Source organism: Halorubrum sp. LN27, from assembly GCF_016635065.1.
Lineage (GTDB): Archaea > Halobacteriota > Halobacteria > Halobacteriales > Haloferacaceae > Halorubrum > Halorubrum salipaludis.
The window spans coordinates 1,398,132-1,413,074 of record NZ_JAEPET010000001.1; the positions used below are offsets into that span (position 1 = coordinate 1,398,132).

General features: G+C 68.0%; 17 protein-coding genes. 12 read left to right on the top strand and 5 right to left on the bottom strand.

What is annotated here, in order from left to right; all coding sequences use genetic code 11:
* Positions 1 to 33: 33 nt before the first annotated feature.
* The 3 genes from rio1 to JIN95_RS06855 all read right to left on the bottom strand — a co-directional run bounded on the left by rio1 (position 34) and on the right by JIN95_RS06855 (position 2,285).
* Positions 34 to 984, bottom strand: coding sequence for a serine/threonine-protein kinase Rio1 (rio1, locus tag JIN95_RS06845; protein WP_200530928.1), 951 nt, complete (start codon positions 982 to 984; stop codon positions 34 to 36).
* 97 nt (positions 985 to 1,081) lie between these two features.
* On the bottom strand, positions 1,082 to 1,633 hold the full coding sequence (gene hjc, locus JIN95_RS06850; RefSeq protein ID WP_095636933.1) for a Holliday junction resolvase Hjc: 552 nt from the start codon (positions 1,631 to 1,633) through the stop codon (positions 1,082 to 1,084).
* Positions 1,634 to 1,736: 103 nt separating this feature from the next.
* Entirely contained in the window at positions 1,737 to 2,285 is a 549-nt protein-coding gene (locus tag JIN95_RS06855; protein WP_095636932.1) for an NAD(P)H-dependent oxidoreductase, read from the bottom strand.
* 153 nt (positions 2,286 to 2,438) lie between these two features.
* On the opposite strand from JIN95_RS06855, the gene JIN95_RS06860 reads away from it, so the two are divergent.
* The 3 genes from JIN95_RS06860 (at position 2,439) to JIN95_RS06870 (ending at position 4,815) form a co-directional block, all read left to right on the top strand.
* Positions 2,439 to 3,839, top strand: a complete 1,401-nt coding sequence (locus JIN95_RS06860; RefSeq protein WP_200530929.1) for a phosphoglucomutase/phosphomannomutase family protein — start codon at positions 2,439 to 2,441, stop codon at positions 3,837 to 3,839.
* A 137-nt stretch (positions 3,840 to 3,976) separates the two neighbouring features.
* The gene (locus tag JIN95_RS06865; protein ID WP_200530930.1) at positions 3,977 to 4,348 is read left to right on the top strand and encodes a hypothetical protein; all 372 of its coding nucleotides are present in this window, start codon (positions 3,977 to 3,979) and stop codon (positions 4,346 to 4,348) included.
* Positions 4,349 to 4,440: 92 nt separating this feature from the next.
* A complete protein-coding gene (locus JIN95_RS06870; protein ID WP_200530931.1) occupies positions 4,441 to 4,815 on the top strand; it encodes a hypothetical protein in 375 nt (124 codons plus the stop codon).
* On the opposite strand, the gene JIN95_RS06875 is transcribed toward JIN95_RS06870, so the two are convergent.
* Complete coding sequence (locus JIN95_RS06875) at positions 4,812 to 5,450, bottom strand: IS6 family transposase (protein WP_095635287.1); 639 nt, start codon at positions 5,448 to 5,450, stop codon at positions 4,812 to 4,814. The two genes, JIN95_RS06870 and JIN95_RS06875, sit on opposite strands and share 4 nt — an antisense overlap.
* Before the next feature lie 164 nt (positions 5,451 to 5,614).
* On the opposite strand from JIN95_RS06875, the gene JIN95_RS06880 reads away from it, so the two are divergent.
* Both JIN95_RS06880 and JIN95_RS06885 read left to right on the top strand, forming a co-directional pair.
* Positions 5,615 to 5,818, top strand: coding sequence for a hypothetical protein (locus JIN95_RS06880; RefSeq protein ID WP_095636928.1), 204 nt, complete (start codon positions 5,615 to 5,617; stop codon positions 5,816 to 5,818).
* 189 nt (positions 5,819 to 6,007) lie between these two features.
* The gene (locus tag JIN95_RS06885) at positions 6,008 to 6,751 is read left to right on the top strand and encodes a DNA polymerase sliding clamp (protein WP_095636927.1); all 744 of its coding nucleotides are present in this window, start codon (positions 6,008 to 6,010) and stop codon (positions 6,749 to 6,751) included.
* 86 nt (positions 6,752 to 6,837) lie between these two features.
* On the opposite strand, the gene JIN95_RS06890 is transcribed toward JIN95_RS06885, so the two are convergent.
* Entirely contained in the window at positions 6,838 to 7,287 is a 450-nt protein-coding gene (locus JIN95_RS06890) for a zinc ribbon domain-containing protein (RefSeq protein ID WP_095637064.1), read from the bottom strand.
* A 590-nt stretch (positions 7,288 to 7,877) separates the two neighbouring features.
* Here JIN95_RS06890 and JIN95_RS06895 point away from each other — a divergent pair.
* From JIN95_RS06895 to JIN95_RS06925, 7 genes are all read left to right on the top strand, one after another.
* On the top strand, positions 7,878 to 9,842 hold the full coding sequence (locus JIN95_RS06895; RefSeq protein WP_321169254.1) for a BGTF surface domain-containing protein: 1,965 nt from the start codon (positions 7,878 to 7,880) through the stop codon (positions 9,840 to 9,842).
* Between the two features lie 145 nt (positions 9,843 to 9,987).
* A complete protein-coding gene (gene cheY / locus JIN95_RS06900) occupies positions 9,988 to 10,344 on the top strand; it encodes a chemotaxis protein CheY (RefSeq protein ID WP_008008138.1) in 357 nt (118 codons plus the stop codon).
* Entirely contained in the window at positions 10,344 to 11,543 is a 1,200-nt protein-coding gene (locus JIN95_RS06905) for a chemotaxis protein CheC (RefSeq protein ID WP_095636926.1), read from the top strand. The genes cheY and JIN95_RS06905 overlap by 1 nt, the downstream gene beginning before the upstream one ends.
* Positions 11,540 to 12,058, top strand: coding sequence for a chemotaxis protein CheD (locus JIN95_RS06910; RefSeq protein WP_200530933.1), 519 nt, complete (start codon positions 11,540 to 11,542; stop codon positions 12,056 to 12,058). The genes JIN95_RS06905 and JIN95_RS06910 overlap by 4 nt, the downstream gene beginning before the upstream one ends.
* Positions 12,059 to 12,173: 115 nt before the next feature.
* A complete protein-coding gene (locus JIN95_RS06915) occupies positions 12,174 to 13,997 on the top strand; it encodes a FlaD/FlaE family flagellar protein (RefSeq protein ID WP_200530934.1) in 1,824 nt (607 codons plus the stop codon).
* A complete protein-coding gene (locus JIN95_RS06920) occupies positions 13,987 to 14,445 on the top strand; it encodes a flagellin (RefSeq protein WP_095636923.1) in 459 nt (152 codons plus the stop codon). Before JIN95_RS06915 ends, JIN95_RS06920 begins: the two co-directional genes overlap by 11 nt.
* On the top strand, positions 14,446 to 14,943 hold the full coding sequence (locus JIN95_RS06925) for a flagellar protein G (protein WP_095636922.1): 498 nt from the start codon (positions 14,446 to 14,448) through the stop codon (positions 14,941 to 14,943). It abuts the gene before it with no gap.

The window sequence follows — 14,943 nt, forward strand, 5'->3', positions numbered from 1 at the left end:
GGTGGTTGCGGCCCGCTCGCGCGGATTCCGCCCTCACGCCTCGTCGGTAGAGTCGTCGGGTGCGTCTCCGCTCGGGTCCGGCTCCGGCTCCGTCACGTACGCGCGGAGCTCGTCGGGGTCGACGTCGATCCCCTCTCGCGTGAAGAAGGTCGCCACGTTCTCGCAGTCGCGCGCTAAGAACTCCCCGGCGTTCGGGTGGTGGACCGTCACGGCCTGTCCGAGGTCGATGATCACCAGTTCGCCCTCGTGGATGATCATGTTGTACTCGGAGAGGTCGCCGTGGATCAGCCCGGCGCGGTAGAGCCGGCGCATGTACTCGCGGACGACCTCGTAGGCGGTCTCGGGGTTCTCCACGTCGACCTCGTTCAGCCGCCGCGCCCGGTCCTCGGCGTGTCCCACGAGTTCCATCACGAGGACGTTCCGTTGGACCGCGATCGGCTCGGGGACCCGTACGCCCGCCTTGCGCGCGCGTTCGAGGTTCGCGAACTCCTTGCGGGTCCACGCCAGCACGACCGCCTTCTTGTCGCTCGCGATCCCCTCGAACCGCGGGTCGCCCTCGAGGTACTCGCGCATGTGCCGGAAGTTCGAGGAGTTGATCCGATACACCTTCACGGCGACCTCGCGCTCGGGCGTGACGCCCTCGGGGCCGCCGCCCGCGGCCTCCGACCCCGGTTCCGGTCGCTCGCCCGCCTGCCCGCCGAGCGCCTCGAAGACGCTCGCCTCCTTCCCGGTCGACACCGGCCCGCCGAAGGCGTCGACGTAGCCGTCCTGCACGAGCTTGTAGATGGCCGCCAGCGTCGCGTCGTCGAACACCGACTCCTGGAGTTTGAACTGCTCGGTGTCTTTGATCCGCTTGCGGAACTCGTCGAACTCCCGGTCCTGTCGGCGGGCGATCCGGTCCGCCTCCGTGTCGGAGACGTCCAGCTGTTCCCACTCGTCACCGGGCTGATCGTCGGGTTCGAGCAGGACGAACTCCTCGCTCATTCGCGTCGACGTTCGACGCGACGAGGGATAAGCGAGGGGGTCCGCGGTTCCCGCCGCCCGCCGCGGACCGCGGCTGCCGGGACCGCGGTCGTCGTCCTCACAGCACGTCGAGCGCGTCCTCGACCGGCATGTGGCCGTCCCGGACCGCCTCCAGAATCCCTCGGCGCTCCTCCGTCTCGGGATCGATCGGATCCTCGCCGCTGTCACCCTCCTCCCCGACCTCGCCGAGCGTCACCTTCTCGGTCTCGCCGACGAACTCGGGGAAGTCGGTGCCGTCCGCGAGCGCCGTCTCCTTTTTCACCCGGTACGATCCGGCGTCGGTGGTGTACAGGTCGCCGGGGTGGAAGAAGTACCAGTCCTCGCGGTCGAACCGCACCGCGATCCGGGCCTTCGCGCCGAAGTTCCGCGCGAAGAAGAGGAGGGCCTCCACCTCCTCGCCGGTGAGGTAGATGGGATCGCCCGCGCTCGATTTGGCCTCGATCGCGTAGAACGTCTCGCCGTCGCCCGCGAGCACGTCGGGGAGCTCCCGCTCCGTCGCGGCGCCGCTGGCCGGGGCGCGCATCACGGCGAACCCCGCCTCGTCCAAGGCGTTCACCAGCTCGCGCTCGCGGCGGTCGCCCTTCCGGTTAGCGGACACGGTCGTCGTCACCCGGTTCGGTCATGGACGCCGTAGGCGTGAGGCGTTCAAAAGCCCGGCGGGTCGCGCGGCCCCGATCAGCGGCCCGGGACCGCCTTACTCGCCCGGGACCGCCTCACTCCCGCAGCCGCTCCGCGTGCTCGACGACGACGCGCCCCAGCGTCTCCGTGCGCCGCCGGATGTCGTCGTCGGTGATCCGCGGTCCGGCGTCGGCGTCGCCCGTCTCGACGACTGAGGAGGCGCCCCGGATCCCGACCTCGTGGGGGACCGTCCACGCGTGGACGTTCCGGAACGTCGACCGGAGGTGTTCGAGCGTCCCGCCGTACGACCCCCCGCCGGCGGTCGCGAGCAGTCCGACGGCCGTGTTCGCGTACTCGTCGGAGCCGCAGAAGTCGTGGAAGTTCTTGAACGTCGAGGAGTACGAGCCGCGGTAGACGGGGGTGCCGGCGAGCACGCCGTCGGCCTCGCGGACGCGCCGTGTCAGCGCCTCGCTGTCGCCCTGTCCGTCCTCGTCCGGGTGATACAGCGGGAGGTCGACCGCGCCCAGATCGATCAGGTCGGTCTCGGCGCCGGCGTCCGCCGCGGCGTCGAGCGCGACGCTGAGCGCCGCCCGCGTGGTGCTCGCCGTTCGGCGGCTGCCGGACACCGCCACGATTCGGGTCATGCCTCCGCTTCGCGTGCCGGGCGCAAAAGCGCGGCGAGTCCGGCGACGGCCGGAGCCGACGGGCGCGGACGGCCGAATCTGACGGGAGCCGACAGTCGGATCCGGCGGGAGCGGACACCGGTCATTATTGTCCTCGCCGCCGACGTGGTCGACATGGATCAGATTGCCTTCGGCACGGACGGCTGGCGGGCCACCCTCGACACGTTCACCGACGAGCGCGTGCGGATCGTGGGGCAGGCGGTCGCCGACCACCTTGAGGCGGCCGGCCGCGACGAGCCCGTCGCCGTCGGCTACGACGCCCGGGAGACCTCGGAGGGGTTCGCGGAGAGCCTCGCGGAGGTCATCTCCGGCAACGGCTTCGACGTGCTCCTCCCCGAGCGCGACGCGCCGACGCCCGTCATCGCGCACGCCATCGTCGACCGCGGGCTCGCCGGCGCCTGCATGATCACCGCCTCGCACAACCCGCCCGAGTACAACGGCGTGAAGTTCATCCCGCACGACGGCGCGCCCGCACTTCCCGAGGTCACCGAGGACATCGAGGAGCGGCTCGCCGAGCCCGACCTCCTCCCCGAGGCCGAGCGCGGCGAGGTGTCGCGGGTCGACCTCGTGAGCGACCACGCCGACGCGGCCCGCGAGGTCGTCGGCGCCGCGACCGGAGGGGCGGGGATCGACCTCGACGGCGTCACGGTCGCGTACGACGCGATGCACGGGAGCGGACGGGGGGTCACCGACGCGCTCCTCGAGTCGGCCGGCGCCGAGGTCGTCCGGCTGCGCTGCGAGCGCGACGTGACCTTCGGCGGCGACTCCCCGGAGCCGTCGGCCGAGCACCTCGGCGAACTCACCGCTCGCGTCACCGATCCCGACAGCGACGTGGACCTGGGGATCGCCAACGACGGCGACGCGGACCGGATCGCGGTCGTCACGCCCGAGCGCGGCGTGCTCAACGCGAACCTCTTCTACGCCGCCTGCTACGACCGGCTCCTGGAGCACGACTCCGGGCCCGCGGTCCGAACCGTCTCCACGACGTTCCTCGTCGACCGCATCGCGGAGGCGCACGGCGAGGAGGTGTACGAGACCCCCGTCGGGTTCAAGTGGGTCGCCGAGGCGATGGGCGAGCGCGACGCGCTGTTCGGCGGCGAGGAGTCGGGGGGGTTCACCCTCCGCGGCCACGTCCGCGAGAAGGACGGCGTGCTGATGGCGCTTTTGGCCGCGAACACCCACGCCGCGGAGCCGTTCGACGACCGCGTCGACCGCCTGCTGGACGAGCACGGGGCGATCGCCTCCGGGCGGGTGTCGCTCGACTGCCCCGACGACCGCAAGGCGGCCGTCCTCGACGACCTGGAGGACCACATCCCCGAGTCGGTCGCCGGGCACGGCGTCGCGAAGGTGGTCACCCTCGACGGCTTCAAGCTCCTCTTGGAGAACGGCTCGTGGCTGCTCGTCCGTCCCTCGGGAACGGAGCCGAAGCTCCGGGTGTACGCCGAGGCCGACTCGGAGGCGGCGGTCGACGACCTGCTCGCCGAGGGCCGCGAGATCGTCGATCCGCTGATCTGAGCGGTTTCGGAGCACCGGGCGGCGTCCGGGAGACCGACCGCTCGACGACTTTCAGTTCCGCCTTGCATTCGGCTCGAATACTTATGAATTAACTCCGTATCGTCGCGTGCGGTCGCCGAGTCGGCCGCAGTCGTTCCATGTCCGACGAGATCCCCGCACCCCCGACGCTCAACGAACCGACCGGTGCACCGATCGACGAGCCGAGCGCGACCCGCGGAGCGAACTCGCCTCGGAACCCACGAGACAACAGCGATCGAGACGAGAACGGCCGAGACGAGAGCGGCCGAGACGACGACCGCCCCCGCGACGGCGTCGACCCTCCCGAGGAGGGGGAGCGCGATCGGTCGGGCCCCGATCGGTCGGAACGCGACCGGGCCAAGACCGACCCGTCCGAGACCGACGACGAGTGCGACCCCGAGTCGGTCGAATACCGGATCGAGCGCCTCCGACTGTTGCGGATCGTGGTCACGCTCGCGGTCGTCGTCGCCCGGCTGATCCGGTCGCTTTGAGCGTTTCCGTGCCGGTCCGATCGGGTGCCTTTTTAGGTGATTCGCCGTTATCCAATGCCATGTCAGACAGGGCTGTGGAGGTGAGCGGCTGAATGGCAGCCCTTGCTCTTACCGTCCTCGAAATCGCCGCGATCTCGGTCCCGCTGATCGCGATCGTCGTCTATCAGCTTTTCAATTCCGACCTAGCCGACCAGATGCAAGACGACGTCTTGGAGTACGTCGCTCAACTCCTCATCGGAACCGGATTCCTGTTTCTGATCAGTATCGTGGCAGCGCTTCGATGGGCATTGGGCCTCTCGCTCTCCGATCCCGCGTTCATCGCCGTCACCACACTGTCGTTTGGGCTGTCTGCTCTCACCGTCTCTGTGCTCGTACTACCGATGAACCTGCTGGCGATCACGAGGAAGGACGGGGGACAACAGACTCTCTCGGATACGGCCACCAGCTCCGATGAGAGGTCGTGTTAACTTAAGCATCGGTTCCAGCAGACGGCGAAGGCTCGGAGCCATGATTCTGCCGCCGTCGGCTCCGCATTTCTAAACGTATTTGAAAATGAAGAAGTTCGTCGTTTTATTTCTCGAAAGACACGTTCGACGGCATTCCGATTTCCATGGCGAGTGATTTGAAATCGAAGTGAGGTTCGTGAGAGTGCTGCTGTGAGGTGTCCGCCAGCATCAACGAGAAATAGCGCGTCCTCAACGTGGTGTTTCTCTCTGAGATCGCGGAGAAACACCAACGTAAATTGTTGATTTTGGACGGGAAATACGTCAACGTGAAGGAATTCGTTTGTCTGAGGATCGACGGCGGCATACAGCCAGTATCTGTCCGAATCGATCTGAATCGCAGTTTCATCGACCGCAACGCGATTCGGGCTCGTACCGTCAACTGGCTGTAAATCGGCCTTTTGAATCCAGTTGTGAATTGCGGTTCGACTCCGCTCGACACCCAACCTTTCAAGATACTGTTTGGTATTCGAAAGTGATAGTCCAGCAAGATGGAGTTGAATACCGGTTTCAATGATCTCGTGGGGTGTCCGCTCACGCTCCACAAACTCCAAGTCGATCCAATCAGTAGAGCCGCCGAGGCGGTTGGATTCGGACATAGACCATTCGAAATACCGACCGCCTCGTTCTTAACTTAACATCGCCCCGATGAGACAGAGGAAGATTTAGGAGCCCAGCGGAAGGAGTTAACAGACGAGAACGACCCCGAACGGGAACCAAACGACGAAACGTAGCGGTTTCCGCTCGACGAGTTCGAGAGACCATGGCAACGAGAGCCCTGAATAGACAGGATGTCGATCGGCTGTTCAAAGGCGTCACCGCAGCCATCATCAGCCTCGGCGTCGGGATGTTTCTCCTGGTGGCGGCCGCAATCTCAGGAAGCGGCATTTTCAACCTGATCGGGTACGCCGCACTCCTGTTCGCGTTCCTCTCGCTCGCGTGGATGAGCTGGCCGGCGTTCAAATAACTCATCCGCAAGGCGGATCCGAGATATCGGGCCGTACACTGATGTCATCGGGTCTGATCTCCCGATCTTGTGATCTCGTCGTCGGAAACGACTCGGCGGTCGTCGCCCGGCTGATCCGGTCGCTTTGAGCGTTTCCGTGCCGGTCCGATCGGGTGCCTTTTTAGGTGATACCGCCCTAGCCGAACGTATATGTTCAAGGCCATCGTGGGCGCGTCGACGCTACAGGACGCGCTCGATTCGGTGAGCGTGTTGGTCGACGAGTGCAAGATCCGCCTCAACGAGGAGGAGCTCTCCATCCGCGCCGTCGACCCCGCCAACGTCGGCATGGTCGACCTCACCCTCGAAGCCGCGGCGTTCGAGTCCTACGAGGCCGACGGCGGCGTCATCGGCGTCAACCTCGCCCGCCTCGAAGACATCGCCGGCATGGCCAACTCCGGCGACCTGATCCACCTCGAGCTCGACGAGGAGACCCGCAAGCTCCACATCGAGATCGACGGGCTCTCGTACACCCTCGCGCTCATCGACCCCGACTCCATCCGCCAGGAGCCGGACATCCCCGACCTCGACCTCGCCTCCGAGATCGTCGTCGAGGGCGCGCAGATCGACCGCGGGATCAAGGCCGCCGACATGGTCTCGGACCACATCCGCCTGCGCGTCGACGAGACCGACGAGGCGTTCTTCATCGAGGCGGAGGGCGACACCGACGACGTCGACCTGCGGCTCGACCGCGAGGACCTCATCGCGCTCACCGCCGGCCCCGCCGACTCGCTGTTCAGCCTCGACTACCTCAAGGACATGAACAAGGCGATCCCCTCCGACGCCGAGGTCACCGTCGAGCTCGGTGAGGAGTTCCCCGTCAAGCTCCACTACGGGTTCGCCGAGGGGCTCGGCCACGTGACCTTCATGCTCGCCCCGCGCATCCAGAGCGACTGAAACGTCGAACTCCGAGTTTTGGAACCGTTACGGGCTGAACTGGTCGCAGAACGTCACAATTCGCCGACCCTCCTGCCCGACGAACCTCACAACAGCACGAGCAGCGCGACGCCGAGCAGCGCCAAGACCGCGTACAGCCCGGCCATCACCTCGCGTTTCAACGGGCTCCCGAGCGGTTCCGCGGTCAGCCGACGGACGGGCGGTAAGATCGCGATTCCGGCGAGGACGAGGAGGAAGGCCCCGATCTCCGGGATCAGCGTGAGCGCGACGACGGTGGTCCCGTACCCGGCGACGTAACACCCCCGGCGCCAGAGCTGCTCGCGGTCGGTGAGCTCTTCTGTCGGGACGAATCCGGATCCGCCGCCGTCGTCCCCGGCGTTGTCGCCGCCGCCCGAGCCGCCCCCTGTCTGCTGGGCCTGCCGCCGCACGTACTCGTCGAGTTCCTCGGCGGCGTCTTCCGTCTGCGGGGCGCCGCACTCGACGCAGTAGCGGGCCTCGTCGTCGAGCGACGAGTCACACCGGGGGCAGGTCTTCATCTCCATCGGAACGGCACCGCGGGCGGACTTAACTCTTCGGAGCTTTCCCGACGGCCCGACCCCGACTCCGTCAGCCGATTCGTTCCGCGGTCCGCCCGTGACGGGGCGCTCCGGTTCTCCGACGCGATAATCGGGAGGGTACGTTTTAGTCGCTGAGATCCCGAGGGCGTATCAACCGACAGGCGGGCCGTCGGCGCGGCGCGGCCCGTCACGACGAAACTGACACCACGATGACCTCCAGACCTTCACCGGACGACGCGGAGACGGACACAGCGGCGACGCCCCCCGCTCGGCTCTCGGATCTCCGCGTCGCGTTAGTCGCGCTCGCGGTGCTCCTCTCCGTTCTCGGCGCGGCGGCCACGGGGCCCGCCGCGGCGACGCTCGCGGGGGGAGACGCGGCGGAGGCCGGCGAACCGGCGACGCTCGCGGGGGGAGACGCGGCGGAGGCCGGCGAACCGGCGACGGCCGGCGGGGACGAGATCGCTCGGGCAATCGCGACCGACGACGAGGCGGGCCCGGGCGGTGCCACTCGACGGGAGATCAGCGGATCGTTCAGCCGCCCGATGTACACCGGGACCGCGGGGGACCCGGTGGAGATCAGACACATCGTCAAAGGGAACGAAAACGACGACGCGTACCTGCTGATCGGCGGCAACCGCCTCACAGATTCCGGTGGAACGGTCGGATTCGTCGACATCGTCAAGGCGTCCGGTGGGTCGACAACGATCAATACGCGGCTTATCGGAACGAACCAAAGCAATGTTGAGAGCTGTAGCGCTCCCGACGTCGACTGCGATCTTGAGTTCAGGAACGAGGACGGCGACGTAATTGCTGAGAGCCTCGCAAACCTCACTAAGGCCGGCTCGACTGGCGCGAAAGGGCTCGCTCGCCCGCTCGTCCCACAACGTTACCGACTTGCGGTCACAGGTGGGACGTTCGTCGTTCGGGACTCTGGCGCTGTGGACCCAGTCAAGATGGCTGCGGAGTCTGACCTCGTGTTGCGAAAGCCGGCGTTCAACGAAAGTATCGAGGTGTTCACGACCCCGGACAGTGAGGTTCCCACAGACGGTGAGGATGAGGATGAGTCGCTCGACACGATCAGAGAGAGAGGACTCGACCACACGGTGGTGACAAAGGGAGACCGTGTTGTACTGGGATTCGAGTCGACCGGGATCTGGGGTGCCCTCTCGTATTTCGCCGAACGGCGATCCGCCGGATCGATCGGAGACGACCCGCAGATCGATCATCGGGCCCTCGCCGATCTCCTCGAAGCCGAAGAGGGTGTCTCGCTGCGAATCCGACAGACGAATCCCAATGGAAACGAACAAACGTCAGAGTTCGATCTCGCGAACGCCGATCCGGACGACGTCACACTCTATCTCGCTGAGGGAGGAACACTCGAACGCGGGGAAAGCGATCAGGCCCCTAGCCGGTTCTACCTCGCAATAGATACGAGCGACGGAGGGCCGTTCACTGATGACCTCGATCCGGGAGACGAGTTTTCGGTCGAGTTCGCCTTGGAGGGAACCCAAGGCGAACAGTACGCGTTCCGCGAGGGGCAGGGAGCGCCCGACGCGTTCGAGCCGAAGTCGATCGCGGACGACCGGCTGTCCGAGCAGTACCCGTACCACGAGAGCGCCGACGGTCGCGTGAGCGCCGAGGCGTCGTTCAGCGTCCGCAAGCGCTACGTCCGGTACGACCACACCACAGCTGACGGCGACCTCCTCGTCGAGCCTGACAACGAGACCATCACCGGGACGACGTCGATCCTACCCGTGACGGATCTGTCGGCGACGATCGTCAGAGACGATGACGGCGAGCCGTCACGGGCTGAGTCCGAGCTGACGATCGAGGACGGAAACTTCTCGGTCGACACTGGGCTCACGAATGTGACGCCGGGGACGGAGGCGAGCTACCGTCTCTACCAAGGACAATCACTGCAGGACAGCCGGACGATTATTATCGTTGACGACGCAGAAGATCCCGCTCGCCTGCGGCTGGGAGACGAAACAACGACAAACCTCACGGTAGCCCCGAGTGAGTCGCTATCGAATCTCACCGCGATGGTACGGAACGTCGGGCAGGTACAGACCCGAGAGCAACTATCACTCGACATCGGCGACGGAATGATCGTCGATAAGCGCTATCTCAGGGTCAAGCCGGGAACTTCGAAGGCGGAAACGTTCAGCGAGCTCAACGCCAAGTTGGAGCCGGGCGAGTACCCATACGTGCTCGAAATCGACGGTCACAGCGTAACGGGGACGCTGACCGTGGAGGAGAACCCGTCGGTGACGCGCGTCGACGACCCTGGCACCGAAGGGGGATCGGCGGCGACCGACGGCGGCGGAGACTACGAAGACGATTCGGACGACGAGGGAACGGACGACGGTGGGTTGGAAGCGGAGTCGTCGGACGGCGGAGACGACGAGGCGCCCGGCGGCGAGGCGCCCGACGACGGGCCGGCGACGCTGCTCCCCTTCGGAATCGGGACGCGGGAGACGTTCGGCGGGACGGTCCTCGTGGGCGCGACGTATCTGCTCGGCCACTGGGTCTGAGCCCCTCGGCCACTGGGTCTGAGCCCCTCGGCCACTGGGTCTGGCGGGCTCGAGTCCTCGGTGACTCGTTCCGCCGTATCGGTTCTCAGCGCTGAGAACCGCGGGGGAGTCGTTAAGTGACCGCTGTCCCGCCTTCCAGATAACCATGGCAACGCGCGTGCTTATCGCGGACGATTCGGAGTTTATGCGGAACCTCCTCCGGGAGATCCTCGAAGGGGAGTTCGAGATCGTCGGCGAGGCCGAAAACGGCGTCGAGGCGGTCAACATGTACGAAGAACACGGGCCGGACCTCGTGATGATGGACATCGTGATGCCGATCCGAGACGGCATCGAGGCGACGACGGAGATCCTCGAGGAGAACCCGGAGGCGACGGTGATCATGTGCACCAGCGTCGGGCAGGAGGAGAAGATGAAGGCGGCCATCAAGGCCGGCGCCGAGGGGTACATCACGAAGCCGTTCCAGAAGCCGAACGTGCTCGACGCCATCGGATCGGCGGTATAATGCGCGTCGACGTCCGGGCGCTCGGCGCCTGCAACCGGTTGGCTGAGCGGGGGGCCGGACAGGCCGCCGGCGCGCTCACCGACCTGACGGGCACCGACCTCTCTGTGGAGGTCACGGGCGCCAGCGTCGCCAGCGGCGAGGACCTCGCCGAGGCGTTCGCCGGCCGGGAGTCGATCGGCGTGAGCGTCGGGCTCCGCGGCGGGCTGGAGGGCGAGGCGGTCCTCGCGTTCGACGCGGACAACGTCGACGCCCTGCTCTCGCTTCTCCCCGGCGGGTCGTCGATGGGCCGCAGCGCGGTGACGGAGGTCGGCAACATCGCGCTCGGCGGCTTCCTCGACGGTTGGGCGAACTACCTCGGGAAGGCGATCGACATGACGCCGCCCCGGTACTTCGAGGCCGACGGCGCCGCCGTCCTCCCCGACGGGGCGCTCGCCGGTGACGGCGTGTTCCTCTTCGAGAGCCGGCTCGACGCGACGACGACGGACTTGGACTTCTCGATCTACATGCTCCCCGACTCCGGGCAGTTCCGCGACCTCGTCGTCGGCAAGACCGCACCGGCCGCCGCGCCGGGCGCGGACGGCGAGGCGGGCAACGACGGCGCCGACAGCACCGCGGTCCCCTACGAGTCGCTGTCGACGTTCGCGTCGCTGGCGAAGCGGGGCTCCGCGAACGCCGCCGACAACATCGCGATGATGACGGGGCTCGACACGAGCGTCGACGTGAGCCGGCTGCGGTTCGTCCCGCTCGCCGACGTGCCCGCGGAGGTGGGCGTCGAGCCGCACGCCGGGACCGTCTTCGAGCTGCAGGGGGAGCCGAGCGGCTACCTCGCGATCCTCTTCGAGGAGGAGTCCGCGGCGAAGATCGCGGCCTCGATGCTCCCCAGCGAGCCGGACGAGCCGCTCGGCGGGATGGCCGAGAACGCGCTCTGCGAGCTCGGCAACGTGATGACGAGCGGATTCATCGACGGCTGGGCGAACGTGCTCGGCACCTCGATCACCCACTCGCCCCCGGAGTTCGTCCACGACATCGGCTCGGCCACGATCAGCCCGCTGGTCGCGAAGCTGAGCCGGCGGCAGGACTACGGGTTCGTGATCGACGCCGCGATCCAGACCGAGGGGATCCAGACGCGGTGTGACGTGTACGCGCTCCCGGACGAGCGCGAACTGGCGCGGGCGCTCGAACGGCTCTCGGAGCCGTGAGTCACCCGCCGTCGTCTCGCGAGCGAACGCGCTCTCCCGCCCCCGACGCCGGCCGGATCAAGGTCGGGGTCAGCGACCTGTCGGTCGCGACCGGCGGTGAGACCCTGACGACGAGCGGTCTCGGCTCGTGCGTCGCCGTGGCGCTCGTCGATCGGTCGGCCGGCGTCCGCGGGCTGTTACACGCGATGTTGCCGAACGGAACCGGGAGCGACACCGGCATCGAGCGACCGGGGAAGTACGTCGACACCGGGATCGAGACGCTGATCGCCGAGCTGGAGGACGCCGGCGCGTCCGCCGGCCGGCTCGAAGCGCGCGTCGCCGGCGGCGCGGAGATGCTCGATCTCACGGACGCGGTCGGGCCCCGAAACGTCGCGCGCGCCGAGCAGTGCCTCGACGCGGCCGGGATCCCGGTGGTCGAGCGCGCCGTCGGCGACGGCGTCGGGCGGACCGTCCGGTTCAGGGCGGACGGCCGACTGGTCGTCCGCGCCGCTGACGGGTTCGAGCGGACCCTCTGACCCGTCTCGCTCGAAAGCGGCCGCACCGTCGCCGGACCTCCGGCGACCGGATGCCTTCTCACGGCTGATATTTTGAGGGGTGAATTGAAGTGTGTTCTGGGGGTGGTACACGGTAATGGGCCTCGAACTACCGGTGTGGGGAGCTCCAACGGCCGCATGGATAGTCGCCACGCTGGGGCTCGTCGGTGCGAGCGTCCTCGACAGATTCCTCGACGATGACGGCTCCGACGACGACGATTCCGGGGGCATGGGCGGCGACGACGACCCCTTCGGCGGCGGAGGGATGGGCGGCGGCGGCGGTGGCGGAATGGGCGGCGGGATGGGCGGCGGCGACGACTTCGACGACTTCGACGGGATGGACGAGTGGGACGACGAGTTCGACGACGGCGGCGGTGGCGGCGGCGGAGCGAACACCGATGAACTCGAAAAGCGGCTCGACGACCTGGAGAACGAGGTCGCCTCGCTCTCCTCGACCGTCTCGACCGTCCGATCGGAGAACGAGGAGATCTCGGCCGCCGTCGACGACATCGAGGAGGACGTGCGGAACCTCCTCGACATCTACGAGATGGTCACCCGCGGCATCAACCCGTTCGTCGACGACTCCAGCGGCTTCGACGGGGTCGACGGCGGCGGCGAGGGCTCGTTCGGCCTCTTCGACGACGACGAGGGGGAGGACGCGGGCGACGACGACCTCGACGAAGACGTCGCGAACGCGGACGCCGACGGGTTCTTCGACGACGACCTGCTCGACGACGACTTCGAGGACGATGACGACGACGAGCTCGCCGAGCTGGACGAGGAACCGGGCGACGAGCACACGGACGACGGCGACCCCGCCGACGCCGCGTCCGAGACCGCGGCGGCGGACGACGGAGACGACATGAACGACGATGGAAAGAGTTTCAGCGAGCTGAAAGAGGAGTACGACGCCGGGGAGGCCGACTGGGCCGACGAGGACGGCGCCGAAACGGACGCGGGCGCGGAGGAGGACCCGTTCGACGACGGAGGTGACTCCTTCGAGGAGGAGCTCGGCGACGAGCCGGACCCGTTCGACGACGGCGCCGACGACGGCGTCGACTTCGACGACGGGATGGACTCGTTCGACGACGAGCCCGTCGACGACGGGCCGGCGACGAACGGCCACGCGCCGGAGCCCGAGCCGGAGCCGGAACCCGAACCGGAACCCGACCGCTCGCGCGGCCAGCAGCCCGGCGGCGACCCCGCCGAGGCGAACGGCGGCGGCTTCGAGTACGTCCAGCAGGACGACCTCTCGGGGACCCGCGGCAAGCCGTACCTCACGGAGCTGCCCGGCGACTACGTGGGTGACCTCCTCGTGATGGAGTGGCTGGAGTTCCTCGTCTCCGAGAGCGACGTCACCGACGCGGTGCGGGCGATCAACTACTACGAGCGCATCGAGTGGGTCGGTCCCGAGGCGGCCGCGCGGCTCCGCGACTTCCTCTCCGGGTTCGGTACGATCGACCGCAACCTCGTCGACCGGCCGGGGACCGACCGGCTGGTCCGCGAGCACCACACCCGCAGCCTCCGGTACGTGACCCAGCTCAACGGGACGAGCGGCCACCTCCTGCTGCTCGACCGCTGGGACGACCTGGCCGGCGGATCGCTGGTCGGCGGCGGTCCGCCGCGGGCCGGGTCCGGCGGTCGCGGCGGCTACGGGCGACGCGAGGGCGGCCGCGACCGCCGCGCGCCCGACCGCTCCGACGACCGCCGCAACGGCCACCGCGAGCGGCGCGCGAGCGAGAACGGACACGACGGCGGCGCGGAGCGCGACGGGCAGGCGGAGCGCCGGGGCGGCCGCGAAGACCGCCGGGGCTCCGAGGGCCGCGAGCGCAACGGCGGCTCCCCGCGGCCGATGAACGACCCGAACCCGCGTTCCGACCGCGCCGACCCGGCCGACGGAGGGTGGGGCGATGGGCGTTAGCGTCTCCGCGTCGACGGCCATCATCGTCGCGGGGCTGTTCTTCGCGTTCACGACGTTCTACCCCGTCGCGGCCAACGGCTTCGACCGCGTCGGCGACGCACAACACGGGATGAACGAGCGCGCGCTCGAGCGACAGAACACCGAGTTCGCCGTGACGAACGCGACGTTCGACGGGACGACCCTCACCGTCAACGCCACCAACGACGGCTCCCTCGGGCTCGTCGCCGGCGACGCGACGCTGGTCGTCGACAACGAGTACGTCGACGTGGGCGGGCCGAACGCGACCACGACCGTCGACGGCGACGGCGACACCGAGCTGTGGCTCGGCGGCGAGACGCTCACCATCGAGGTCGACGAGACCGACCTCTCGACCGAGGTCACGGGCGAGACCCGCGTCGTCCTCGTCGTCGAGTCCGGCGTCCGCGACGCCGCGGAGGTGAGCGCGTAGATGGCCAGCGTCCCCGTCTCGCACCTCATCCTGTTCATCGCGAGCCTCGTGATCGCCGCCGGCGTGGTCGGCACGATCACCACGGGGGTCGACCGCGTGAGCTCCGCCGTCGACGACGCCGGGCTCGACGCGACCGAGCAGCTCCGGACCGACGTGACGATCATCTCCGATGCGAACGCGGGGGTGTACAACGCGAGCGGCGACCAGAACGTGACCCTCTTGATAAAGAACACCGGCACCTATCGGCTCGCGCCCGACGGCTCGGGCCTCGACGTCGTCTTCGACGGCCAGTACGTCCGGCCGGACGCGATCGACGGCGAGCTCGTCTCCGCCGACGGCGCGACCGCGTGGAGCCGCGGCGACGTGTTGCGGCTCACGATCGACACGAACGCGCTCGGCGACACGAACGACGGGCTCGACGACGGCGACCACCGCGTGTTCGTCACCGCCAGCGGCGACGAGGAGCTGTTCCAGTTCCGCGTGGAGGGGGGTAACTGA